The sequence below is a fragment of the Pseudomonas sp. RG1 genome, assembly GCF_025910115.1.
In the GTDB taxonomy this organism is placed as follows: domain Bacteria; phylum Pseudomonadota; class Gammaproteobacteria; order Pseudomonadales; family Pseudomonadaceae; genus Aquipseudomonas; species Aquipseudomonas atacamensis.
The window spans coordinates 203,308-226,563 of the sequence record NZ_JAPCIK010000046.1 but is presented as its reverse complement, the minus strand read 5'-3'; the positions used below and the strand labels follow the sequence as shown (position 1 = coordinate 226,563).

Below are 23,256 nucleotides of genomic sequence, written 5' to 3'. Positions count from 1 at the left end.
CGAGTGTCTCTGATCGCTTCTGACCACTTCCGCATCGTTGTCGGCCTCGGCAAGAGCGGCATGTCCCTGGTTCGCTTCCTGGCGAACCGGGGCACGTCGTTTGCTGTGGCCGACACGCGGGAAAATCCACCGGAACTGGCCACGCTCAAGCGTGACTATCCGCACGTGGAAGTGCGTTGTGGCGAGCTGGACGTCGAATTCCTCTGCCGTGCCGACGAGCTCTACGTGAGCCCCGGCCTGGCGCTGGCGACCCCGGCCCTGCAAGCCGCCGCTGCCCGTGGCGTGAAAATGTCCGGCGACATCGAACTGTTCGCGCGTAATGCGCGGGCGCCGATCGTCGCGATCACCGGTTCCAACGCGAAAAGCACCGTCACTACTCTGGTCGGCGAGATGGCGGCTGCTGCCGGCAAGCGCGTCGCCGTTGGCGGCAACCTCGGCACCCCGGCGCTGGATCTGCTCAGCGATGATGTCGAGTTGTACGTAATGGAGTTGTCGAGTTTCCAGCTGGAAACCACCGACCAGCTCAACGCCGAGGTCGCCACCGTACTGAACATCAGCGAAGACCACATGGATCGCTACAGCGGTCTGCCGGCCTATCACCTGGCCAAGCACCGGATCTTCCGGGGCGCGAAGCAGTTTGTGGTCAACCGTCAGGATGCCCTGAGCCGTCCATTGATCGGTGAAGGCCAGCCATGCTGGACCTTTGGCCTGAGCAAACCGGATTTCAAAGCGTTCGGCATTCGCGAAGAAGACGGCGAGAAGTATCTGGCCTTCGAATTCCAGAACCTGATGCCGGTGCGTGAACTGAAGATTCGCGGCGCGCACAACCAGTCCAACGCTCTCGCCGCATTGGCACTGGGTCACGCGGTGGGCCTGCCGTTCGACGCCATGCTCTCTGCATTGCGTACGTTTGCCGGCCTCGAGCATCGTTGCCAGTGGGTCCGCGATCTCGACGGCGTGGCCTATTACAACGATTCCAAAGCCACCAACGTTGGCGCCGCTCTGGCCGCCATCGAAGGTTTGGGCGCAGACATCGACGGCAAGGTCATTCTGATCGCCGGCGGTGACGGCAAAGGCGCCGAATTCAACGATCTGCGTGATCCGGTGGCGGCCAACTGCCGCGCTGTGGTGCTGATGGGCCGCGACTCCGACAAGATCGGCGCAGCCATCGGTGATGCCGTGCCGCTGATCCGCGCGTCCTCGCTGGTCGACGCCGTCGCGCAATGCCGCGCCGCTGCCCAGCCGGGTGACGTGGTGCTGCTGTCGCCGGCCTGCGCCAGTTTCGACATGTTCAAGAATTACGAAGACCGTGGTCACCAGTTCGTCCGCGCTGTGGAGGAACTGGCATGAACCTGAGAAACATCATCAAGCCGTACCCGTCGCCGCTGATCACCGGGCGTGGCATCGACCTCGATTTCCCGATGCTCGCCGGTTGCCTGGCGCTGCTGGGTCTGGGGCTGATCATGATCGCCTCGGCGTCCACCGAAGTGGCGGCGGCGCAGTCGGGCAGTCCGCTGTATTACATGATTCGCCACCTTATCTATGTGGTGCTGGGCCTGGGCGCGTGCATCGTCACCATGATGATCCCGATCGCCACTTGGCAGCGCCTCGGCTGGATGATGCTGATCGGTGCGTTCGGCCTGCTGGTGATGGTGATCATTCCCGGCATCGGTCGCGAAGTGAACGGTTCGATGCGCTGGATCGGTTTCAGCTTCTTCAACGTGCAGCCGTCGGAAATCGCCAAGGTGTTCGTGGTGATCTACCTCGCCGGTTATCTGGTGCGCCGGCAGAAAGAAGTACGCGAAAGCTGGATGGGCTTCTTCAAGCCGTTCATCGTCCTGCTGCCGATGGCCGGTCTGTTGCTGATGGAACCGGACTTCGGTGCCACCGTAGTCATGATGGGCGCGGCGGCGGCGATGCTGTTTCTTGGCGGGGTCGGGCTGTTCCGTTTCTCGCTGATGGTGGTGCTGGCGGTTGGCGCGGTGGTTTTGCTGATCCAGATGCAGCCCTATCGAATGGCGCGTCTGACCAACTTCGCCGACCCGTGGGCCGACCAGTTCGGCGCCGGTTATCAGTTGTCACAGGCCTTGATCGCGTTTGGTCGCGGCGAGTGGCTGGGCGTCGGCCTGGGCAACAGCGTGCAGAAGCAGTTTTACCTGCCGGAAGCGCATACCGACTTCGTGTTCTCGGTACTCGCCGAAGAGCTCGGTGCGGTCGGTTCGCTGTGCACCGTCGCGCTGTTCGTGTTCGTGTGTATTCGCGGCATGTACATCGGCCTGTGGGCGGAGAAGGCCAAGCAGTTCTTCGCCGCTTACGTGGCTTACGGCTTGTCGTTCCTGTGGATTGGTCAGTTCCTGATCAACATCGGTGTGAACGTCGGCCTGCTGCCAACCAAGGGTCTGACCTTGCCGTTCCTCAGTTACGGCGGCAGCTCGCTGGTGATCTGCTGCGCCTGTCTGGGCCTGTTGCTGCGCATCGAGTGGGAGAGTCGAACCCACCTGGGCAGCGAAGAGATGGAATTCCAGGAGAGCGACTTCGCCGAGGAGCCGACTCATGGGCGCTAACGTATTGATCATGGCCGGCGGTACCGGCGGCCACGTGTTTCCGGCGCTGGCCTGTGCCCGCGAGTTTCAGGCGCGCGGCTACACCGTGCACTGGCTCGGCACGCCACGCGGGATCGAAAACGAACTGGTTCCGGCGGCAGGGCTTGAACTGCACCGGATCGACGCCAGCGGTCTGCGCGGCAAGGGCAAGCTGTCGCTGCTCAAGGCGCCGCTGATGTTGCTGAAATCGGTGTGGCAGGCGCGGGCGATCATGCGCCGCCTGAAGCCGGTGTGCGTGGTTGGCTTTGGCGGATATGTGACCGGCCCTGGTGGCCTTGCTGCGAAACTGGCTGGCGTGCCAGTGATCGTTCACGAGCAGAACGCTGTCGCCGGCACCGCCAATCGGTTGCTGGTGCCGTTCGCCGCCCGAGTGTGTGAAGCGTTCCCCGACACCTTTACTCTGTCGGACAGCCGCCGTACCACCGGTAATCCGGTGCGCAGCGAGCTGTTCCTCGACACATCGCGACCGGCGCTGGCCGGGCGCAAAGCGCGTTTGCTGATCCTTGGCGGCAGCCTGGGCGCAGAACCGTTGAACAAATTGCTGCCTGAAGCCCTGGCCCAAGTCGCTGCCGACCTGCGCCCGGAAGTGTTTCATCAGGCCGGCAAAAATCACGATGAAGTGACTGCCGAGCGTTACCGCGCCGTGGGTGTGGAAGCGCAGGTGCAGCCGTTCATCAAAGACATGGCCCAGGCCTATGGCTGGGCTGACCTGGTGGTGTGCCGCGCTGGCGCGTTGACCATCAGTGAGCTGGCGGCCGCCGGTCTGCCCTCGATGCTGGTGCCTTTGCCCCACGCGATCGACGATCACCAGACCCGCAACGCCGATTATTTGGCCCGCGAAGGCGCTGCCTTCCTGATGCCGCAAAGAACGACTGGTGCCGCGGATCTTGCCGCGCGCCTGACAGAGGTCTTGATGCAACCGCAACGACTCGAAGCAATGGCCCAAGCGGCCCGCCGACTGGCCAAACCCGATGCCACCCGTAGCGTGGTCGATACCTGTCTGGAGGTGGCCCATGGTTGAGAATCAGAAAGCCATGCCACAACCGGAAATGCGCCGCATCCGCCGCATCCACTTCGTCGGCATCGGCGGCGTGGGCATGTGCGGCATCGCTGAAGTGTTGTTGAACCTGGGCTATCAAGTCTCCGGTTCCGACCTGAAAGCGTCGCCGGTCACCGAGCGCCTGGAAACCTTCGGCGCGCAGATCTTCATCGGTCACCGTGCCGAGAATGCCGCTACCGCCGACGTGCTGGTGGTGTCGAGCGCAGTGAACACGTCCAACCCGGAAGTGGCGACTGCCCTTGAACGCCGCATTCCCGTAGTGCCGCGTGCAGAAATGCTCGCCGAGCTGATGCGCTATCGCCACGGCATCGCCGTCGCCGGTACCCATGGCAAAACCACCACCACCAGCCTGATCGCTTCGGTGTTCGCGGCCGGTGGTCTGGACCCGACGTTCGTCATTGGTGGTCGTCTGAATGCAGCGGGCACCAATGCCCAGCTCGGCACCAGCCGTTACCTGATCGCCGAAGCCGACGAAAGCGATGCGAGCTTCCTGCATCTGCAGCCGCTGGTGGCCGTGGTCACCAACATCGACGCCGACCACATGGCGACCTACGACGGTGACTTCAACAAACTGAAGAAAACCTTCGTCGAATTCCTGCACAACCTGCCGTTCTACGGTTTGGCGGTGATGTGCCTGGACGATCCGGTGGTGCGCGAAATCCTGCCGCTGGTGAAACGTCCGACCGTGACCTACGGCTTCAGCGAAGACGCCGACGTACGCGCAATCAATGTCCGTCAGCAGGGCATGCAGACCTTCTTCACCGTGCTGCGCCCGGATCGGGAGCCGCTGGACGTGTCGGTGAACATGCCCGGCAACCACAACGTGCTCAACTCGCTGGCGACCATCTGCATCGCCACCGACGAAGGCGTCAGCGATGAAGCCATCGTTCAGGGCCTGTCAGGCTTCCAGGGTGTTGGCCGACGCTTTCAGGTCTACGGCGAACTGCCGGTCGACGGCGGCAACGTGATGCTGGTCGACGACTACGGGCACCACCCGACCGAAGTCGCTGCGGTGATCAAAGCCGTGCGCGGTGGCTGGCCGGAGCGTCGTCTGGTGATGGTCTACCAGCCGCATCGCTACAGCCGCACCCGTGATCTGTACGACGACTTCGTCAATGTACTGGCCGACGCCAACGTGCTGCTGCTGATGGAAGTCTATCCGGCCGGCGAAGAGCCGATCCCGGGCGCCGACAGCCGCAAGCTGTGCAACAGCATCCGTCAGCGCGGTCAGCTCGACCCGATCTACATCGAGCGGGGCGTTGACCTGGCGCCGCTGGTCAAGCCGCTGCTGCGCGCCGGCGACATTCTGCTGTGCCAGGGCGCTGGTGATATCGGCGGTCTCGCGCCGAAGCTGTTGAAAAGTGAATTGTTCGCCGGCGCCGTGGCGGCGCCGGTCGAGGGGAAGTTGAAATGACTGCTGCCTACGCCAAGCTGTTCTCCACCATCGCGCCGAAAGACTTCGGCCGCGTCGCCGTGCTCTTCGGCGGCCTGAGTGCCGAGCGTGAGGTTTCGCTGAAATCCGGCAACGCCGTGCTCGAGGCGCTGCAAAGCGCTGGCGTCGACGCGTTCGGCATCGATGTGGGCGAAGACTTCCTGCAGCGTCTGCTCAGCGAAAAGATCGACCGCGCGTTCATCATTCTCCACGGTCGCGGCGGTGAAGACGGCAGCATGCAGGGCCTGCTCGAGTGCGCCGGCATCCCTTACACCGGCAGCGGCATCCTCGCCTCGGCACTGGCGATGGACAAGCTGCGCACCAAGCAGGTCTGGCACAGTCTCGGGATTCCGACGCCGCGTCACGCCGTACTGTGCAGCGAAGCCGATTGTATTTCCGCAGCGACGGAACTGGGCCTGCCTTTGATCGTCAAACCGGCGCATGAAGGTTCAAGTATCGGGATGGCCAAAGTGAATTCTGCGTCCGAGTTGATCGACGCATGGAAAGCGGCCAGTACCTACGATTCGCAAGTGTTGGTCGAGCAATGGATTCAAGGTCCGGAGTTCACCATCGCCACCCTGCGTGACCAGGTGTTGCCTCCTATCGCCCTGGGTACACCGCACACGTTCTACGACTACGACGCCAAGTACATCGCCAACGATACCCAGTACCGCATTCCGTGCGGGCTCGACGCGGCCAAGGAACAGGAACTCATGGAACTCACGGCCAAGGCCTGTGAGGCGCTGGGTATCGCCGGTTGGGGCCGGGCGGACGTGATGCAGGACGCCGACGGGCAGTTCTGGTTCCTCGAAGTCAATACCGCACCGGGCATGACCGATCACAGCCTGGTGCCGATGGCGGCGCGGGCTGCCGGTCTGGATTTCCAGCAACTGGTTCTGGCCATTCTGGCCGCCAGCGTTGAAGACGCAGGCGCAACAGAGGCGCGAGGTTAAGACCATGCAAGGCGCTCATCTCAGACATCAGCCACCCGCACCCGGCCGCAAGCCGGTGCCGCGGGGTGCCAGCCGAATGGTGGCGAAAGAGCCGATGTCCGCGCGCCTGCCGAAAGCCAATTTCAGCTTTCTGAAAAGCCTGTTCTGGCCAGTGCTGCTGGTGGCGCTGGGCTTTGGCACCTACGAAGGCGCGCAGCGTCTGCTGCCGTACGCCGACCGGCCGATCAGCAAGGTCGCGGTGCAGGGCGACCTGAGTTACATCAGCCAGCAGGCGGTGCAGCAGCGAATCGCGCCGTTCGTGGCGTCGAGCTTCTTCACCATCGACCTCGCCGGCATGCGCAAAGAGCTGGAACAGATGCCCTGGATCGCCCACGCCGAAGTGCGCCGGGTGTGGCCGGACCAGGTGGTGATCCGCCTCGAAGAGCAATTGCCGGTGGCCCGATGGGGCGACGAGTCGCTGCTGAACAATCAGGGTCAGGCATTTACCCCCAGAGAGCTGGCGAACTACGAACACCTGCCGCAGCTGTTCGGCCCACAACGGGCTCAGCAGCAGGTGATGCAGCAGTATCAGGTGCTGAGCCAACTGCTGCGGCCGCTGGGTTTTTCGATTGCACGCCTGGAATTGCGTGAACGCGGCAGCTGGTTCCTGACCACCGGTGCCGGCAGTTCCGGCCCCGGCATCGAGTTGCTGCTGGGACGCGGCAACCTGGTGGAAAAGATGCGCCGCTTCATCGCCATCTATGACAAGACGCTGAAAGAGCAGATTACGAACATTGCGCGCATCGATCTGCGCTACGCCAACGGCCTCGCTGTTGGCTGGCGGGAACCCGTAGCGCCGACGACAGCCCAACCCGCTGTCGCAAAGAATTAAGAAGAGGCAGGACCCATGGCAAACGTGCAAAGCGGCAAAATGATCGTCGGTCTGGATATCGGCACCTCCAAAGTGGTGGCGCTGGTAGGCGAGGTCGCGGACGACGGCCAGCTGGAAATCGTCGGGATCGGCACGCATCCGTCCCGCGGTCTGAAGAAGGGCGTGGTGGTCAACATCGAATCCACCGTGCAGTCGATCCAGCGCGCGATCGAAGAAGCCCAACTGATGGCCGGCTGCCGCATTCACTCGGCGTTCGTCGGCGTGGCCGGCAATCATATCCGCAGCCTGAATTCCCACGGCATCGTTGCGATCCGTGATCGCGAAGTCAGCTCGGCGGACCTTGAGCGTGTACTCGACGCCGCCCAGGCCGTGGCGATCCCGGCTGACCAGCGCGTGCTGCACACCCTGCCGCAGGATTACGTGATCGATAACCAGGAAGGCGTGCGTGAGCCGCTGGGCATGTCCGGCGTGCGTCTGGAAGCCAAGGTTCACGTGGTCACCTGCGCCGTCAACGCTGCTCAGAACATTGAAAAATGCGTGCGTCGCTGCGGTCTGGAAATCGACGACATCATTCTCGAGCAACTGGCCTCGGCCTACTCGGTGCTGACCGACGACGAGAAAGAACTGGGCGTGTGCCTGGTCGACATCGGCGGCGGCACCACCGACATCGCGATCTTCACCGAAGGCGCGATCCGTCACACCGCGGTGATCCCGATTGCCGGTGATCAAGTGACCAACGACATCGCCATGGCGTTGCGCACTCCGACCCAGTACGCCGAAGAGATCAAGATCCGTTACGCCTGCGCCCTGGCCAAACTGGCCGGTGCCGGTGAAACCATCAAGGTGCCGAGCGTTGGCGACCGTCCACCGCGTGAGCTGTCGCGTCAGGCCCTGGCCGAAGTGGTCGAGCCGCGTTACGACGAACTGTTCACCCTGATCCAGGCCGAGCTGCGTCGCAGCGGCTACGAAGACCTGATTCCGGCGGGCATCGTGCTCACCGGCGGTACGTCGAAAATGGAAGGCGCCACTGAACTGGCCGAAGAAATCTTCCACATGCCGGTGCGCCTCGGTGTGCCGCATGGCGTGAAAGGTCTGGATGACGTGGTGCGCAACCCGATTTATTCCACTGGCGTCGGCTTGTTGATGTATGGCCTGCAAAAGCAGTCCGACGGAGTTTCGTTCTCCGGCATCGGCAGCCGCGACAGCTACAGCAGCGAAGAGCCTCAGGCGCCGCTGCTGGACCGACTGAAAAAGTGGGTTCAGGGCAATTTTTAAAAGCTTTACCGCAACACCGCTACAAACAGCAGTAGGCGAAAAAACTAGAGAATGTAAGGAGAGGGAAAATGTTCGAACTCGTAGACAACATCCCCGCAAGCCCGGTAATCAAAGTTATCGGTGTCGGCGGTGGCGGCGGCAACGCTGTCAATCACATGGTCAAGAGCAACATCGAAGGCGTTGAGTTCATCTGCGCCAACACCGATGCTCAAGCGCTGAAAAACATCGGCGCGCGGACCATTCTGCAACTGGGCACCGGCGTGACCAAGGGCCTGGGTGCCGGCGCCAACCCTGAAGTCGGCCGTCAAGCCGCTCTGGAAGACCGTGAGCGCATCGCTGAAGTGCTGGCCGGCACCAACATGGTGTTCATCACCACCGGCATGGGCGGCGGTACCGGTACCGGTGCAGCGCCGATCATCGCTGAAGTGGCCAAGGAAATGGGCATTCTGACCGTTGCGGTCGTGACCCGTCCGTTCCCGTTCGAAGGCCGCAAGCGTATGCAGATCGCCGACGAAGGCATCCGCATGCTTTCGGAAAGCGTCGACTCGCTGATCACCATTCCGAACGAAAAACTGCTGACCATCCTCGGCAAAGACGCAAGCCTCTTGTCGGCTTTCGCCAAGGCTGACGATGTATTGGCCGGTGCCGTTCGCGGTATCTCCGACATCATCAAGCGTCCGGGCATGATCAACGTCGACTTCGCCGACGTGCGCACCGTGATGAGCGAAATGGGCATGGCGATGATGGGCACTGGCTGCGCCAGCGGTCCGAACCGTGCACGTGAAGCTACCGAAGCGGCAATCCGCAACCCGTTGCTGGAAGACGTCAACCTGCAAGGCGCGCGCGGCATTCTGGTGAACATCACCGCCGGTCCTGACCTGTCCCTGGGTGAGTACTCCGACGTTGGTTCGATCATCGAAGCCTTCGCTTCCGAGCACGCGATGGTCAAGGTCGGTACCGTTATCGATCCGGACATGCGCGACGAGCTGCACGTAACCGTGGTTGCCACCGGTCTGGGCGCGAAAATCGAGAAGCCTGTGAAGGTTATCGACAACACCGTGCACACCTCGATGGCTTCGGCGCAGGTGCAACAACCGGCTCCGGCCCGTCAGGAGCAGCCAGCGGTGAACTACCGTGATCTGGACCGTCCGACCGTCATGCGCAACCAGGCTCAGGCCGGTGCTGCGGCTGCCGCGAAGATGAATCCGCAGGATGACCTGGATTACCTGGACATTCCGGCATTCCTGCGTCGTCAGGCCGATTGATGGAATGTATCAGGGCTATGAAGGTGATTGGTGTTCAGCAAAGGCATGGTCTGCTATCATCGCCAGCCTTTGTTGATACCAGTTCGCAATTTGCGCTGAAGCGGCCCAAGCCATGATTAAACAACGCACACTGAAAAATATTATCCGTGCCACAGGTGTAGGCCTGCACTCCGGTGAGAAGGTCTATCTGACCCTCAAGCCTGCGCCTGTCGACACTGGCATTGTGTTTTGTCGCGCTGACCTCGACCCTGTGGTGCAGATTCCTGCCCGCGCGGAAAACGTCGGTGAAACCACTATGTCGACGACGCTGATCAATGGCGACGTCAAAGTGGACACGGTAGAGCACTTGCTCTCGGCCATGGCTGGCCTGGGCATCGATAACGCCTACGTCGAGCTCTCCGCGTCCGAAGTCCCGATCATGGATGGCAGCGCTGGACCCTTCGTATTCCTGATTCAATCGGCAGGCCTGGAAGAACAGGACGCCGCCAAGAAATTCATCCGCATCCTGCGTGAAGTGACAGTGGAAGACGGCGACAAGCGCGCCACTTTCGTCCCTTTCGAAGGCTTCAAGGTGAGCTTCGAGATCGATTTCGATCACCCGGTATTCCGGGACCGCACCCAGAGTGCAAGCGTGGATTTTTCCAGCACTTCGTTCGTAAAAGAAGTCAGCCGCGCTCGTACCTTTGGTTTCATGAGTGACATCGAGTACCTGCGCAAGCACAACCTCGCACTCGGCGGCAGCGTGGAAAACGCGATCGTGGTCGACGCTGATGGCGTGTTGAACGAAGACGGTCTTCGTTATGAAGACGAATTCGTCAAACACAAGATCCTCGACGCGATTGGCGACCTGTACCTGCTGGGCAACAGCCTGATTGGTGAGTTCAAAGGCTTCAAGTCCGGTCATGCACTGAACAATCAGCTGCTGCGCAAATTGATTGAGCAGACAGACGCTTGGGAAGTGGTGACGTTCGAAGACGCCAGCACCGCACCAATCTCTTACATGCGCCCGGTTGCGGCGGTGTAAGTAAAAAACCTCTCTAGTTTTTTGAAGGCCATCCTCGGATGGCCTTTTTTTATGCCCTTTCAAAAGCAAAAGATCGCAGCCTTCGGCAGCTCCTACAGGGGAACGCATTCCAGATGTAGGAGCTGCCGAAGGCTGCGATCTTTTGACTTTAAACTGGCACTACAACGCGATTACGCCCGCCTTCCTTGGCCTGATACAGCGCTTTGTCCGCCGCAAACAGCAGCTGCTCCAGGGTCATCTCGCTCGCCGATGTCCACGTAGCAATGCCGATACTCACGGTCATCGCCCGCTCAGCGCCTTCAACCCAGGGCAAGTTTTCCACAGCCTGGCGAATCTGCTCGGCGATCTGCTGCGCCCCGGCGCTGTCGGTCTCGGCGAGAATCACCGAAAACTCTTCACCGCCATACCGCGCGACCAAATCCGCCGGGCGTCGCACGTTCGCCGTGATCACCTTGGCCAGTTCACGCAACACCTGATCCCCAGCCTGATGGCCATGGCGATCATTGAAGGCCTTGAAGTGGTCGGCATCGATCATCATCACCGACAGCGGCTGGCCCGAGCGCTGGGCGCGGAACCACTCGTGGCGCAGGGTCTGATCGAGCATGCGCCGGTTGGCCACGCCGGTCAGGTCATCGGTGGCAGCCAGTTGCGCCAGTTCGCGTTCGGCGCGATGGCGCAAACGCAGTTCCCGGGCGAGCAGCCAGGTCAGCCACAACAGCCCCAGGCACAACACGCCGGTGGCGCCGCTGATCAGGATCGCCGTGCGCCGCCAGGTGCCGAACACTTCCTCGCTGGACAGCGCGACCATCACGGTCAACGGCAGATTGCCGACCCGCGAGTAGGTATAGAGCCGCCGCTGGTCATCCATGCTCGAGGTGCTGGTGAAACTGCCGCTGCCATCGCGATCGTTGAGAATCCGCACGACATTGGGGCGGTTGCCGAAACTCTTGCCGACCGAATCGCTCTGCAGATACGGCTTCTGCGCGAGCAGCACGCCATCGCTGTTGATGATGTTCAACGTGCTGTCGGTGCCGATGTCGAGGCTTTTGAACAGGTCGTCGAAATAGTCGAGTTTCAGCGACGCCACCGCCACGCCGAGGAATTCACCGGTCTGCGAGGAGATGCGCCGGCTGAAGCTGATGCGCCACTGATCGGCCTCTTCGCAATCGCAGCGGGTCTTGAACGGGCGGCTGATGAACATGCCGATATCGCGGTTGAATGCGTGAGCGAGAAAATAATCGCGGTCGGCGAAATTGCCCGGTTTCGCTTCGATGCGCGAGGAGTCGGCGATCACCTCGCCATGCTTGTCGAGCAGCAGGATGTCGCCCTTGAAGCGCGCGGTGGCAGAGCGATCGAACAGCGCCAGATGACGGATCTGCGGCGAGACGTTCTGCAGGTCGTCACGCTGAGCGGCGGCGATCAGCCCTTGCAGCGTCAGGTCGTACAGCTCGACGGTGCGCAGCACATCGGCATCGATCAATTGCGCGATGGTCGTGGCGCGGCGCGTGGCGACTTCCTGCGCACTGGCGTACTCGCGGATCAGCAGGAAGGTGACGATGCACACCATCGCAATCACGGTCAGCAGGCTGCCGAGGATCAGCAGGCGCTCGGGGCGACCGGTAAGGCCTGTGATGGAAGGCGTGCGGCTGGCGATCATGATGGGCTGTCGGTAGGAGTGGTTTCGTAAGCTTAGTAGGGCTGACGCCGGACGAACCTGTGGGAGCGAGCCTGCTCGCGAAAGCGGTGTGTCATTCAACACAGATGTTGACTGACAATCAGCTTTCGTCGGAACGCCGCCCGGAGCAGGCTCGCTCCCACAGGGTAGATCACAGGATCTGTAAAACGCAGCGCCGATCTTAGAAGACGTTGACCGGGTAGTCGATGATCACGCGGTATTCATCTGTATCCGAATCAATCGCGCCGTAGCCGTTGCCGCCCCGGTTGGTCGCCCATTGCAGGCGCACCACGAGATCCTTGGCCTGGCCGCTTTGTACGACGTACTGCAAATCGATGTCGCGTTCCCAATGCTTGGCGTTATGGCCGTCGGCGCTGTACCAGCTGGAATAGCCTGTGCTGTCCGGGTCGGCTTCGGTCAGGTCCACCGTGCCGCGCGAGTAGGACAGCGCCGAAGTCAGGCCGGGCATGCCGACACCGGTGAAGTCATAGGCGTACTTGAGCTTCCAAGAGCGTTCGTTCGGGCCGTTGAAGTCCGAATACTGCTGCGAGTTGTCCAGATAAACGCTGTCGCCCTGGCTGATGTAGTCGAACGGCGTGTTGCCGTTGACCCGCTGATACGCGGCAGTGACGCTGTGGTTGCCGATGCCGACGGTGAGATGCGTGCTCCAGGTGTTGTTGTCGATATCGCCGAGCAGCGCATCGCCGGTGTCTTGCGTGTGATAGAAGTGCACGCCCGGGTTGAGGCTGACCAGATCGTTCAGTTGCCAGGTGTAGTCGAGGTCGTAGTAGTACTGGTTCCAGATGTCCTTGAGCTCGGACGCGTAAAGGCTGCTGGTCAGGCCCTCAACGCCGCTCCAGGCCACACCGGCCCAGTTCAGGTGCTGGCTTTTGTCGCCGTCGGCGAGGGTGCCGTATGACGTCCCGATGCGGGTATGACCACTCTGGTTATAGGGTTTGGTGAAACTGGCCTGGCCACCTTCGATCAGCCAGCCGTCGAAGCTGTGGTTGCTCAGGCTGATGCCACGAAAGGTCTGCGGCAGCATCCGCGTGTCGCCGCCGGCGATGACCGGGTTGGTGAGGAACAGATCACCGGCCTTCAACTCGGTATCGAAGGCGCGCATCTTCAACGTCCCGCCTGCGGTGGAGAACGAGCCCGGCGCTTTGCCGTTGCCATCGCTGATCGGCAGGATGCTCGAACCGTCGGTTCCGCCTCCGCCATCGAGTTTCAAGCCGAGCATGGCGTGGGCATCGACGCCGAAGCCGACCGTGCCTTCGGTGTAGCCGGACTGGAACACGCCGAGAAAACCCTGACCCCACTCGATATTGTCGTCCGCCTTCTGCAAGCGGTTGCGATTCATGTAGTAGTTGCGGGCGTTAAGGTTGAGGCTCGAGCCTGCGACGAAGCCCTGTTGGGCAGACTCATCGGCGTGGACAGCGGGGGCAATCGTTGCGGCAATCGCAATGAACAGAGGGGTGAGGCGGGCAGGGTAAAACACGTGCGATGGAGCTCCTTGGGTCAGCGGGCCGCTCTGTTTCTTGAGCGGCTTGATGTTTCTTGTTGTTACAGACGCACCAGACGGCTTTCAGACCACAACGAAAAAAGGCCGCTGAATGGCAGCGGCCTGGAGTGACGACGGTTGAACGGGAAGAGCCAAACAACCGCGTCGAGGGAAACCTTTCGCGGTGAGACTCAGCTGTCTTTCTCGAGCGCTTGAGCCTGGGAAGTAGCGGCCTGCGGGGATTGCGTCGCGTCTTGAGCCTTGGCCATCACTTCGGCCTGATGCTGATCGAATGCCTGCGCGCGAGCGACGTTGTGCGCCACGAACGCTTGCGATTCTTCAGCCATCGCCATCGGCGACAGGATCAATGAGGACAAAACGAATGCGCTGGCAATTCCCATACTGTTGGACATCTTGAAAACCTTCTCGCTTGGCGAGTGCTGTTTGGTGCGGGCAAAGATAAGGTTGCCGGGGGTTGGGAAACAGCGTGATTTTCATAAATGACTGTTACAGCAAAAGCAAAGATCGGCACGGGTAACAACCCGGTCTGTGCGTGATGGTGGCCTGTGGCGAGGGGATTTATCCCCGTTGGGCTGCGAAGCGGCCCCAAGAATTCCAGCCTCAAAGATTCTTGGACCTTGTGCACAGGATTTGCGACTGCTGCGCAGTCGAGCGGGGATAAATCCCCTCGCCACAGGGCTTGGCTGAGCATTCAGACCGGAAGGTGAATGCCGAAGGTGTTCATGCCCCGGTCACTGCGCACAAACACATCCCCGCCATGCATCAGCGCAATCGCCTTGACGATGGCCAGCCCCAGGCCGTGGTTGTTGCCGCTGTTGCTACGCGAGGCATCAACCCGATAAAACCGTTCGAACAACCTCGGCAGATGCTCGCTGGCAATCGACGTCCCGGGATTGGCTACGCCAATGCTTACCTGATGTTCTTCAACCTCGATGTGCACCTCGATCACCTGGCCCGGTTCGGTATGCTGCACCGCGTTGCTGAGTAAATTGATCAATGCCCGGCGCAGATGCGCGACCTCGATCTGCACTTGCGCATCGCCGCTGACCTGCACTTCAACCTGCGCGTCTTCAAGAATGAAATCCAGATAGTCCAGTGTCGTCGCCACCTCATCAGCCAGTGACGTCGAGGTCAGTTTGGTCGCCTTGTTGCCCTGATCGGCGCTGGCCAGAAACAGCATGTCGTTGATGATCGAACGCAGCCGCTCCAGCTCTTCGAGGTTCGATTGCAGCACTTCGAAATAGTGTTCGGCGGAGCGCCCGCGAGTCAGTGCGACCTGGGTCTGGCCGATCAGGTTGGTCAGCGGCGAGCGCAGTTCATGGGCGACGTCGGCGTTGAACGATTCCAGCCGTGAATAGGCCAGTTCGACCCGTTCCAGGGTCGAGTTGAACGACTCGACAAACTGTTCCAGTTCCGGCGGCAGCGGCGACAGGCGCAAGCGTCCGGCGCGCAGTGGTGGGGCCAGACGCTGGGCTTCCTGCGACAGTTTGATCAGCGGCTTCAGACCGATTCTTGCGACCCAATAGCCCAATGCAGAGGCCAGCAGCACCCCGACAATCGCCAGACTGATCAGGGCGATGAGCAAGTGATGCTGGGTCTGATGCAGCGTCTCGGTGTCGATGCCGATCATGAAACGCAACGGCGGGCGCTGATCCTTGGCGGGGAACTGACTGACCAGCACTTTCAGTGGGTAGGGTTGATCGGGCAGTTGCAGATCGTGCATGCCCAACGGGCCATTGATCGCGGCACGAATCTGCGGCGTAAGGTTGCCGTACTCGTAGCGCGGATCACCGCTGCTGATCCAGAAGCTGATGCGCTTGTCTTCTTCGCCGAGCAGCTTGAGCTTGTTGTTGATCTTCACCCAATGCTCCGGCGTGCCGTAACGGCCAACGGTGGATTCGAGCACGCTGTACCGCGCATCCAGCTCGGCTTCGGGCAACAAACCCAGACCTTTGTCGACCTGCTGATACAGCGCGCCGCCAATCAACAGAAACACCACCAGCGCCACCAGCGTGAACATGCCGCTCAGGCGCAAGGCAATCGAGTTACTGGACACCACGGCTCTCCAGCACATAACCCATACCGCGAATGGTGTGCAGCAGTTTTTCGTTGAACGGCCCGTCGAGCTTGGCGCGCAGGCGTTTGATCGCGACTTCGACGACGTTGGCGTCACTGTCGAAATTGATGTCCCAGACCATTTCCGCGATTGCGGTCTTCGAAAGGATTTCGCCCTGGCGACGGGCGAGCACGCTGAGCAGGGAAAACTCTTTCGCGGTCAGATCCAGGCGCGTTCCGGCGCGGGTGGCCTTGCGGCTGATCAGGTCGATCCACAGGTCGGCGATGGTCACTTGTACCGGTTCGTGGCCGCCGCTGCGGCGGGTCAGCGCTTGCAGGCGGGCGACCAGTTCGAGAAAGGAAAACGGTTTGCCGAGGTAATCGTCGGCGCCGTCGCGCAGGCCCTTTATCCGATCTTCGACGCGCTCGCGGGCGGTGAGCATGATCACCGGGGTCTGCTTGCGCGCACGCAATGCGCGCAGTACACCAAAGCCATCGAGCCCCGGCAGCATGACGTCGAGGACGATCACGGCGTAGTCGCATTCCAGCGCCAGATGCAGGCCTTCGACACCGTCGCGGGCAAGGTCGACGGTGTAGCCTTGTTCGGTCAGGCCACGGTGCAGATAGTCCGCGGTTTTTTCTTCGTCTTCGATAATCAGAACGCGCATGACCCTGCCTCAGTCTGTGGTCGCCAACGCCGCTACAGGCGTAGGTTCGGGCCGGTGGAACAGCCGCTCAAGCCACAAGTATATGACCGGAGTGGTAAACAGCGTCAGCATCTGGCTGACCAGCAAACCACCGACCACGGCAATGCCCAACGGCTGGCGCAATTCGGCGCCGGTGCCGTAACCGAGCATCAGCGGCAACGCACCGAGCAGGGCGGCGAGGGTGGTCATGATGATCGGCCGGAACCGGGTGATGCACGCTTCGAAAATCGCCTCCTGCGGCGGCAGACCGCGCTGGCGCTGCGCCTCGAGCGCGAAGTCGATCATCAGGATGCCGTTCTTTTTGACGATGCCGATCAGCAGCACCAGGCCGATCAACGCCATGATCGAAAAGTCCTGGCCGCAGATCCACAGCATGATCACCGCACCGAGGCCTGCTGCCGGCAGGGTCGAAATGATCGTCAGCGGATGCACGAAGCTTTCATAAAGCACGCCGAGGATGATGTACACCGCCACCAGCGCCGCCAGAATCAGCCACGGCTGGCTGGCCAGCGAACTCTGGAACGCCTGCGCCGCTCCCTGGAAATTGCCGCTGATCGCGGTGGGCATGCCGATCTCGGCCTTGGCCTGGTTGAGCTGAATCACCGCATCGCCCAATGCCACGCCAGGGGCGAGGTTGAATGACATGTTGGCGGCGGGGAACATGCCGTCATGGGCAATCGACAGCGGGCCGATGGTTGGCGCGTCAAACCTTGCCAGCGCCGACAGCGGCACCATCTCGCCGCTCAGTGGCGAGCGCAGGTAGAAATAGTTGAGGCTTTCGGCCCTGCCGCGCTGTTTGGTGTCCAGCTCGAGAATCACGTTGTATTGGTTGACCTGGGTCTGGAATTCATTGATCTGCCGTTGGCCGAATGCATCGTACAGCGCCTCGTCGACATCGCTGGCGGTCAGGCCGAAACGCGCGGCGGCGCTGCGATCGATGCTGATGTGGGTGATGCTGCCGCCCAACTGCAGATCGTTGGAAATGTCGCGAAACGCCGGGTTGCTGCGCAGTTTCTCGGTCAGGCGCTGGGTCCAGGTGGCGAGGGTCGCGCCGTCGTTGCTCTTGAGTACGTATTGGTACTGCGCACGGCTGGGGCCGGAGCTGAGGTTGATGTCCTGCCCGGCGCGCAAATAAAGGACGATGCCGGGCACTTTCATCAGTTGCGGGCGGATGCGATCGATGAACTGGCTGGCGCTGACATCGCGATCGCCACGTTTTTTCAGGGCGATCCAGAAGCGCCCGTTGGCGATGGTCTGGTTGCTGCCGGAAACCCCGACGGAGTGCGAGAAGGCCTGCACCGCCGGATCGGCCGCGACGATTTCGGCCATCGCCAAGTGTTTTTTCACCATATCGCCGTAGGAGATATCCGCAGCGGCTTCGGTGGTGCCGAGGACAAAACCGGTGTCCTGCACCGGGAAGAACCCCTTGGGAATGAAAATGTACCCGGCGACCGCCAACGCCAGCGAGAGACCGAACACGCCGATCATCAATTTCTGATGATCGAGGGCGCGGCGCAGGCCCTTTTCGTACCAGCCGAGCAGGCGTTCGCTGAAACCGGGTTTGGCGTTGGCGTGATGTACCGGCTTACGCATAAACAGCGCGGCAAGGGTTGGCGCCAGGGTCAGCGACACCACCACGGAAATCATGATCGTCGAAGTCGCGGTCAGGGCGAATTCCTTGAAAAGGCGCCCGACCACACCGCCCATGAACAGCAGCGGAATGAACGCCGCCACCAGTGAGAAACTGATCGAAACGACGGTGAAGCCAATCTCGCCGGCCCCCTTGATCGCCGCCTCGCGCATGTCATCGCCGGCCTCGAGATGGCGATGGATGTTTTCCACCACCACGATCGCATCGTCCACGACGAAGCCGACCGCGACGACGATCGCCACCAGCGTCAGGTTGTTCAGGCTGAAGCCAAGGATGTACATCAGGGCGAAACTGGCGATCAGCGAGACGCCGAGCACCGCCGAAACAATCAGCGTCGCCGACAACTGGCGCAGGAACAGCGCCATCACCGCGACCACCAGCAGGATCGCGATCAGCAAAGTGATCTCGACTTCATGCAGCGAGGCGCGAATGGTTTGCGTGCGATCGATCAGAGTTTTCACCTGCACCGAGGCCGGCAGCATCGCTTCGAGGCCGGGCAGGGCGGCTTGAATGCGGTCGACGGTTTCAACGATGTTGGCGCCGGGCTGGCGGAAAATCACCAGATTCACACCGGGGCGATCTCCGGCCCAGGCCTGCACGTAGGCATCTTCCGCACCGTTGACGACTTTGGCGACATCGCGCAGGTGAACCGGGGCGCCATCCTTGTAGGAAACGATGAGCTCGCGGTAGTCCTCGGGGTGGAACAACTGGTCGTTGGTCGACAGCGTCGAGATGCTCGATTCGCCGTACAGCGCACCTTTGGCCAGGTTAAGGCTGGTCTGCTGGATCGCCAGCCGAATGTCGGCCAGCGTCAGGCCGATGGCCGCGAGTTTGTCCGCCGAGGCTTGTACGCGAATCGCCGGGCGTTGCTGACCGGTGATGTTGATCTGGCCGACGCCGTCGACCTGACTGATCTGACGCGAGAGCAGGGTTTCCACCAGGTCGCTGAGTTCGGTGCCGGGCATCTGTGTCGAGCTGACGCTGAGGATCAGCACCGGGCTGTCGGCCGGGTTGACCTTCTTCCACGTTGGCAGCGTCGGCATGTCTTTTGGCAACTTGCCGGCGGCGGTGTTGATCGCCGCCTGTACCTCCTGGGCGGCGGTGTCGATGCTTTTATCGAGGGTAAATTGCAGGGTCAGCAGAGTTGAGCCCAGCGCGCTGCTGGAGGTCATCTGGGTCATGCCGGGGATGGCGCTGAATTGCACCTCCAGCGGCGTGGCCACGGAGGAAGCCATGGTGTCGGGGCTGGCGCCGGGCAACTGTGCCGAGACCTGGATCGTAGGAAATTCCGCTTCCGGCAGTGGCGCAATCGGCAAACGCGGGAAGGCAATTACGCCGACCAGTACCAGAGCGAACGTCAGCAAAATCGTCGCCACCGGGTGATCGATGCACCAGGTCGAGATGCCCTTGTGCGAGTTCATGGCTTCGGCTCCGCCTGCACCACTTGCGGCGGCTCACTCATGACTTGCACGCTCGAGCCCGGCTTGAGTCGCGACTGGCCGTCGGTCACCAGCACGTCACCAGCGTTGACACCTTTGATGATGTCCTGGCCGCTGCCCTGATAAATCATCTGTACCGGCACTGCCTCGACCTTGTCGTCCTTCACACGGTAAACAAAGTGTTGTTCGAGGCCACGCTGTACGACGGTGGGCGGAACCACCAGCGCATCTTTATCCACAGCCGTCTGAATTTTCACCGTCACCAGCAAACCCGGCCAGAGCTTCTGGCTGGCATTGGCGAATTCGGCCTTGGCGCGGATGGTGCCGGTGTTGGCGTTGATCTGATTGTCGATCAGGGTCAGCTGACCTTCGCCGAGCAGATTGCCGGTTTCGCCATCAGTATCGGCTCCGATGTACGCCTTGACCGGGGCGCGTTGCGGATCGCTGATCAGACTCTGCAGGGTCGGCAGCATCTGCTGCGGCAGGGAGAATTCGACGGCGATCGGGTCGATCTGCGTGACGGTGAACAGGCCTTGGGTGTCGGTCATGCGCAGGAAGTTGCCTTCATCGACGGTACGAATACCGACGCGCCCGGTGACCGGGGAGCGAATCTGCGTGTAGGACAGTTGCACCTGCGCCGCATCGATCGAGGCCTGATTGCCTTGCGCAGTGGCTTTGAGCTGATTGACCAAGGCCTGTTGCTGGTCGAAGGTCTGTTTCGATACGCCGTCGTCGACGCTGAGCAGTTTGTAGCGCTTGAGATTGACCAGCGCGACCTGCAACTGCGCCCGACTCTCGCCCAACTGCGCCCGGGCCTGGTCGAGGCTGGCGCGGATCGAGCGGTCGTCGATGGTGGCGAGCAGGTCGCCTGCTTTGACCAGCTGACCTTCCTTGACCAGAATTTTCGTCAGGATCCCGTCGATCTGCGGACGCACCACCACGCTGTGCAGCGACAGCACCGAGCCGATGCCGCTGGTATAGCGCGGCACGTCTTTGGCGTTGACCGTCACCACCCGCACCGGGATGGCAGTCTGTGTAGCCAGTTTGGCCGGCGCCGGTTTCAGCGCGAACCACAGGCCGGCGGCTGCCAGCAGAATCAGGAAAGTGGCCAGCAGGATTTTGTTTTTCTGAATGGACATGCGCGGCGCCGAAGTCTGGAGTTTGGGCAGATTGACCAGTTATAAACCGGTCAGGCGGTCGGCAGGGTGACGGCTGGCTGTCAGGATTGTCAGTTTCGTTTGGATAGATGGGGAGTAGCAATGTGCGGCGATGGTCTTGTGTTGGATTCGCCCCTCATCGGAACGCCGCCCGCCCAGCCCTCTCCCCAAGGAGAGGGAGCCGATTTGTGGGCTTTTCGAACCTGAGTTCGACTCGGTATCCCATGTCGGCGAACCTCGAGTAAACACCTCGGTCTGTCCCCTCTCCCTCGGGAGTGGGTTAGGGTGAAGGGAAACCCGTTCAGCGCACCGTGCAAATCTTCAGATGCCGAGCCACAGCGCACAGGTATACTGCGCGCCTTTGCGGCTCACTGATCGGGCCGACTTTTTGTTCCCGGAGCTTTTATGACTTCCCCGACCCAACCGCCGGTTGACGACGCTGTGAGCGACGTCCCGGCTGAAGTGGCTGACGCCAGCGAAACCAAGGCCGAGATCCCGGCGTTCAAGTTCCCGTTCAAGCCGGGCGAGCTGGCTTCGGCGAAAGGCTCGAATCAGCCGTGGTACAAGAATGGCGCGAAGAATGGCCACACCAAAACCCCGGGCATGGCGCCGCCGGGGACGCGTCGGTCGATGGGCAAGCGCTGACATCGGAAAGTGATGGTGCTTGTGCTGGCCTCTTCGCGAGCAGGCTCGCTCCCACATTGGATTTGTGTAGAACCCAAACCTGTGGGAGCGAGCCTGCTCGCGAAAGCGACATCCGCTACAGCACAAATACCAGATCAAGCCGCGCGCAATGAAATAAACGCATAAGTCTGCGCCGGTTCCGTCACCACCTGCCCACCCGCAGCCAGTACCTGTCCGGCCACATCATCGCCAGACAAATGAAACAGCCATTCACTGGTTTGCGCCGCCATCGGTTGCGCGCTCACCTGGTCGATCACCGCTGCAAACGCATCCATGTTCGGCAAGTACGCGGTGAACCCGTCGCCCTTGAGCGCCGTGGTGCGAATCCCCAACGTTGCGCAGATCGCATCCTTGAGTCTGATGTCATCCCGATCCGCCTGACGCGAACGCTGGATCAGCTCAACCAGTTCCCGATCAACCAACTCGCCGCCCACGATCAGCTCCGGCCCCTGTTCCCAGGACTCTGGCGGGCAATCCTTGGCAGCTGGATTGAGCGGGATGTGCGGATTGATTTCCGCCGGGTAAATCCGGCACACCAGCGGGCGCCGCTCGTAGATCCGGCAGCGCTTGTCGTCGTCAAGATTCCGGCAGGGGCCGACGTTGTAGGCGGCAAAGGTGATCGCCACGTGAGCATCAGTAGTGCCACTGCGGACCACCGCCGAACGGCGCTCGGCATGTTCGCGCTGCTGCGCCGGCAGGCCCAGGCCATTGCCGAGAAACGCCTCGACCAGCACGATCACCTGACCGCCATCGGCCGCCCACATGCGGGCTTCGGCGAGCGTCAGCGGGACATGGTGGTCGGTGCAGCATTTGCCGCAACCTACGCAGGAAAACGTCGTATTCATTGAGCGATCTGTCTTCAATCAGGGTGTGAAACGGTGGCGGAAAACCACCGCACAGGACCTGGTCGAAGCAAGTTGTGCGCCATTCACTGGGGTTTGGCGGTCGGGCGAATCGAATCCCACTCGGTGACGAACGCGGTTTTCGACTGTTTGTTGTACAGGCACAGCTCACTGCCTTGCTGGCCTTTCATGTGTTTTTGCGGGTATTGGCCTTGCAGCAGAACGGCGGTGTAACCGACGCGGTCGTCGAATTGCGCAGGTGTGCCGACCGGTTTGACGTTTTTCAGGCCACTGGCCTTGGTGCAACTGGCGAGCACGGTCTTGTCATAGGCAGCCCAGGCGTCGGGGCTGGAGGCGTGGGCCTGGGAGGCGAGGGCGGTGAGGCTGAGCAGCGCCAGGGTGATGGCTTTCATGGTTGGGGCATCCTTGGTTATGGCCAAGGTTGGAGTCTGTCGGATAGCGGAAGTTGCCAGTGCTGCCCTTCGCGAGCAGGCTCGCTCCCACAGTTTGAAATGCAATCCATCTGTGGGAGCGAGCCTGCTCGCGAAAGCGGTAGATCAGTCGGGCACAAGCTCGCGCCGAACCACAACCATCCCGACACTCTCATACAACCGCCGCGCCCGCAGGTTGTCCTCCAGAACCCGCAAATCGACAAACCCCTCGCGCCGCTGTTGAAAGACGCTGAAGGCATGCAGCAACAACGCCCGCCCAAGCCCCCGGCCCTGCATTCGCGGGTGCACCACCAGATTCTTGATATAGGCACTGGTCCAGCACTGCGCTACGCCCACCACGCCCTCGGCATCGCAGGCCACGAAACACAAAGCTGGATCGTATTCAGGGTCGCTGGCAAAGCGCTGACGCCAGTCGTCCAGTGACGGCACTCGACCGCCACCTTCCAGCTGTCCGAGCTGCATCAACTGATGCACCGCCGGCGCCAGTTCCTCGCGGTAGACGGACAGCTCAATCCCGTCTGGCCACTGCGCATCCGGCACCGCTTCACTCAAGTCGCGGCGCAGCAGAAAGCAAAACGTCTCGGCCAAC

Annotated in this window: 20 protein-coding genes; 10 read left to right on the top strand and 10 right to left on the bottom strand. The window is 61.4% G+C overall.

Annotation, left to right across the window (positions count from 1 at the left end; translation table 11 throughout):
- The first annotated feature begins 3 nt into the window (after positions 1-3).
- The 9 genes from murD to lpxC all read left to right on the top strand — a co-directional run bounded on the left by murD (position 4) and on the right by lpxC (position 10,483).
- Positions 4-1,350, top strand: a complete 1,347-nt coding sequence (murD, locus tag OK411_RS23180) for a UDP-N-acetylmuramoyl-L-alanine--D-glutamate ligase (RefSeq protein ID WP_122752288.1) — start codon at positions 4-6, stop codon at positions 1,348-1,350.
- Positions 1,347-2,564, top strand: a complete 1,218-nt coding sequence (gene ftsW / locus OK411_RS23175) for a putative lipid II flippase FtsW (RefSeq protein WP_016773276.1) — start codon at positions 1,347-1,349, stop codon at positions 2,562-2,564. The genes murD and ftsW overlap by 4 nt, the downstream gene beginning before the upstream one ends.
- Positions 2,554-3,624 carry an undecaprenyldiphospho-muramoylpentapeptide beta-N-acetylglucosaminyltransferase gene (murG, locus tag OK411_RS23170; protein WP_151551037.1) on the top strand — a complete coding sequence of 357 codons (1,071 nt, stop codon included), beginning with the start codon at positions 2,554-2,556 and terminating at the stop codon, positions 3,622-3,624. Before ftsW ends, murG begins: the two co-directional genes overlap by 11 nt.
- A complete protein-coding gene (murC, locus tag OK411_RS23165; protein ID WP_024014243.1) occupies positions 3,617-5,077 on the top strand; it encodes a UDP-N-acetylmuramate--L-alanine ligase in 1,461 nt (486 codons plus the stop codon). The genes murG and murC overlap by 8 nt, the downstream gene beginning before the upstream one ends.
- Complete coding sequence (locus tag OK411_RS23160) at positions 5,074-6,048, top strand: D-alanine--D-alanine ligase (protein WP_016773280.1); 975 nt, start codon at positions 5,074-5,076, stop codon at positions 6,046-6,048. Before murC ends, OK411_RS23160 begins: the two co-directional genes overlap by 4 nt.
- Positions 6,049-6,052: 4 nt before the next feature.
- On the top strand, positions 6,053-6,919 hold the full coding sequence (locus OK411_RS23155; RefSeq protein WP_016773281.1) for a cell division protein FtsQ/DivIB: 867 nt from the start codon (positions 6,053-6,055) through the stop codon (positions 6,917-6,919).
- A 15-nt stretch (positions 6,920-6,934) separates the two neighbouring features.
- The gene (gene ftsA / locus OK411_RS23150; protein ID WP_016773282.1) at positions 6,935-8,194 is read left to right on the top strand and encodes a cell division protein FtsA; all 1,260 of its coding nucleotides are present in this window, start codon (positions 6,935-6,937) and stop codon (positions 8,192-8,194) included.
- A 68-nt stretch (positions 8,195-8,262) separates the two neighbouring features.
- Entirely contained in the window at positions 8,263-9,459 is a 1,197-nt protein-coding gene (gene ftsZ / locus OK411_RS23145; protein WP_016773283.1) for a cell division protein FtsZ, read from the top strand.
- Between the two features lie 112 nt (positions 9,460-9,571).
- Positions 9,572-10,483: a UDP-3-O-acyl-N-acetylglucosamine deacetylase gene (lpxC, locus tag OK411_RS23140; protein WP_007916984.1), complete on the top strand. Its 912-nt coding sequence runs from the start codon at positions 9,572-9,574 to the stop codon at positions 10,481-10,483.
- 148 nt (positions 10,484-10,631) lie between these two features.
- On the opposite strand, the gene OK411_RS23135 is transcribed toward lpxC, so the two are convergent.
- The 7 genes from OK411_RS23135 to OK411_RS23105 all read right to left on the bottom strand — a co-directional run bounded on the left by OK411_RS23135 (position 10,632) and on the right by OK411_RS23105 (position 20,671).
- On the bottom strand, positions 10,632-12,140 hold the full coding sequence (locus OK411_RS23135) for a sensor domain-containing diguanylate cyclase (protein ID WP_136492737.1): 1,509 nt from the start codon (positions 12,138-12,140) through the stop codon (positions 10,632-10,634).
- A 199-nt stretch (positions 12,141-12,339) separates the two neighbouring features.
- On the bottom strand, positions 12,340-13,656 hold the full coding sequence (locus tag OK411_RS23130; RefSeq protein ID WP_136492738.1) for an OprD family porin: 1,317 nt from the start codon (positions 13,654-13,656) through the stop codon (positions 12,340-12,342).
- A gap of 194 nt (positions 13,657-13,850) precedes the next feature.
- Entirely contained in the window at positions 13,851-14,072 is a 222-nt protein-coding gene (locus tag OK411_RS23125) for a hypothetical protein (protein WP_016773285.1), read from the bottom strand.
- Between the two features lie 299 nt (positions 14,073-14,371).
- Positions 14,372-15,736: a heavy metal sensor histidine kinase gene (locus OK411_RS23120; protein WP_264365750.1), complete on the bottom strand. Its 1,365-nt coding sequence runs from the start codon at positions 15,734-15,736 to the stop codon at positions 14,372-14,374.
- Positions 15,726-16,403 carry a heavy metal response regulator transcription factor gene (locus tag OK411_RS23115; protein ID WP_016773287.1) on the bottom strand — a complete coding sequence of 226 codons (678 nt, stop codon included), beginning with the start codon at positions 16,401-16,403 and terminating at the stop codon, positions 15,726-15,728. Before OK411_RS23115 ends, OK411_RS23120 begins: the two co-directional genes overlap by 11 nt.
- A 9-nt stretch (positions 16,404-16,412) precedes the next feature.
- Positions 16,413-19,514: a multidrug efflux RND transporter permease subunit gene (locus OK411_RS23110; RefSeq protein WP_264365749.1), complete on the bottom strand. Its 3,102-nt coding sequence runs from the start codon at positions 19,512-19,514 to the stop codon at positions 16,413-16,415.
- Positions 19,511-20,671, bottom strand: a complete 1,161-nt coding sequence (locus OK411_RS23105; RefSeq protein ID WP_264365748.1) for an efflux RND transporter periplasmic adaptor subunit — start codon at positions 20,669-20,671, stop codon at positions 19,511-19,513. The genes OK411_RS23110 and OK411_RS23105 overlap by 4 nt, the downstream gene beginning before the upstream one ends.
- Before the next feature lie 423 nt (positions 20,672-21,094).
- On the opposite strand from OK411_RS23105, the gene OK411_RS23100 reads away from it, so the two are divergent.
- Positions 21,095-21,334 carry a hypothetical protein gene (locus OK411_RS23100; protein ID WP_016773292.1) on the top strand — a complete coding sequence of 80 codons (240 nt, stop codon included), beginning with the start codon at positions 21,095-21,097 and terminating at the stop codon, positions 21,332-21,334.
- Between the two features lie 134 nt (positions 21,335-21,468).
- On the opposite strand, the gene OK411_RS23095 is transcribed toward OK411_RS23100, so the two are convergent.
- From OK411_RS23095 to OK411_RS23085, 3 genes are all read right to left on the bottom strand, one after another.
- Positions 21,469-22,218 carry a YkgJ family cysteine cluster protein gene (locus OK411_RS23095; protein ID WP_122880687.1) on the bottom strand — a complete coding sequence of 250 codons (750 nt, stop codon included), beginning with the start codon at positions 22,216-22,218 and terminating at the stop codon, positions 21,469-21,471.
- An 83-nt stretch (positions 22,219-22,301) separates the two neighbouring features.
- On the bottom strand, positions 22,302-22,628 hold the full coding sequence (locus OK411_RS23090; protein ID WP_122699545.1) for a hypothetical protein: 327 nt from the start codon (positions 22,626-22,628) through the stop codon (positions 22,302-22,304).
- Between the two features lie 144 nt (positions 22,629-22,772).
- Positions 22,773-23,255 carry a GNAT family N-acetyltransferase gene (locus OK411_RS23085; RefSeq protein ID WP_264365747.1) on the bottom strand — a complete coding sequence of 161 codons (483 nt, stop codon included), beginning with the start codon at positions 23,253-23,255 and terminating at the stop codon, positions 22,773-22,775.
- Position 23,256: the final 1 nt, after the last annotated feature.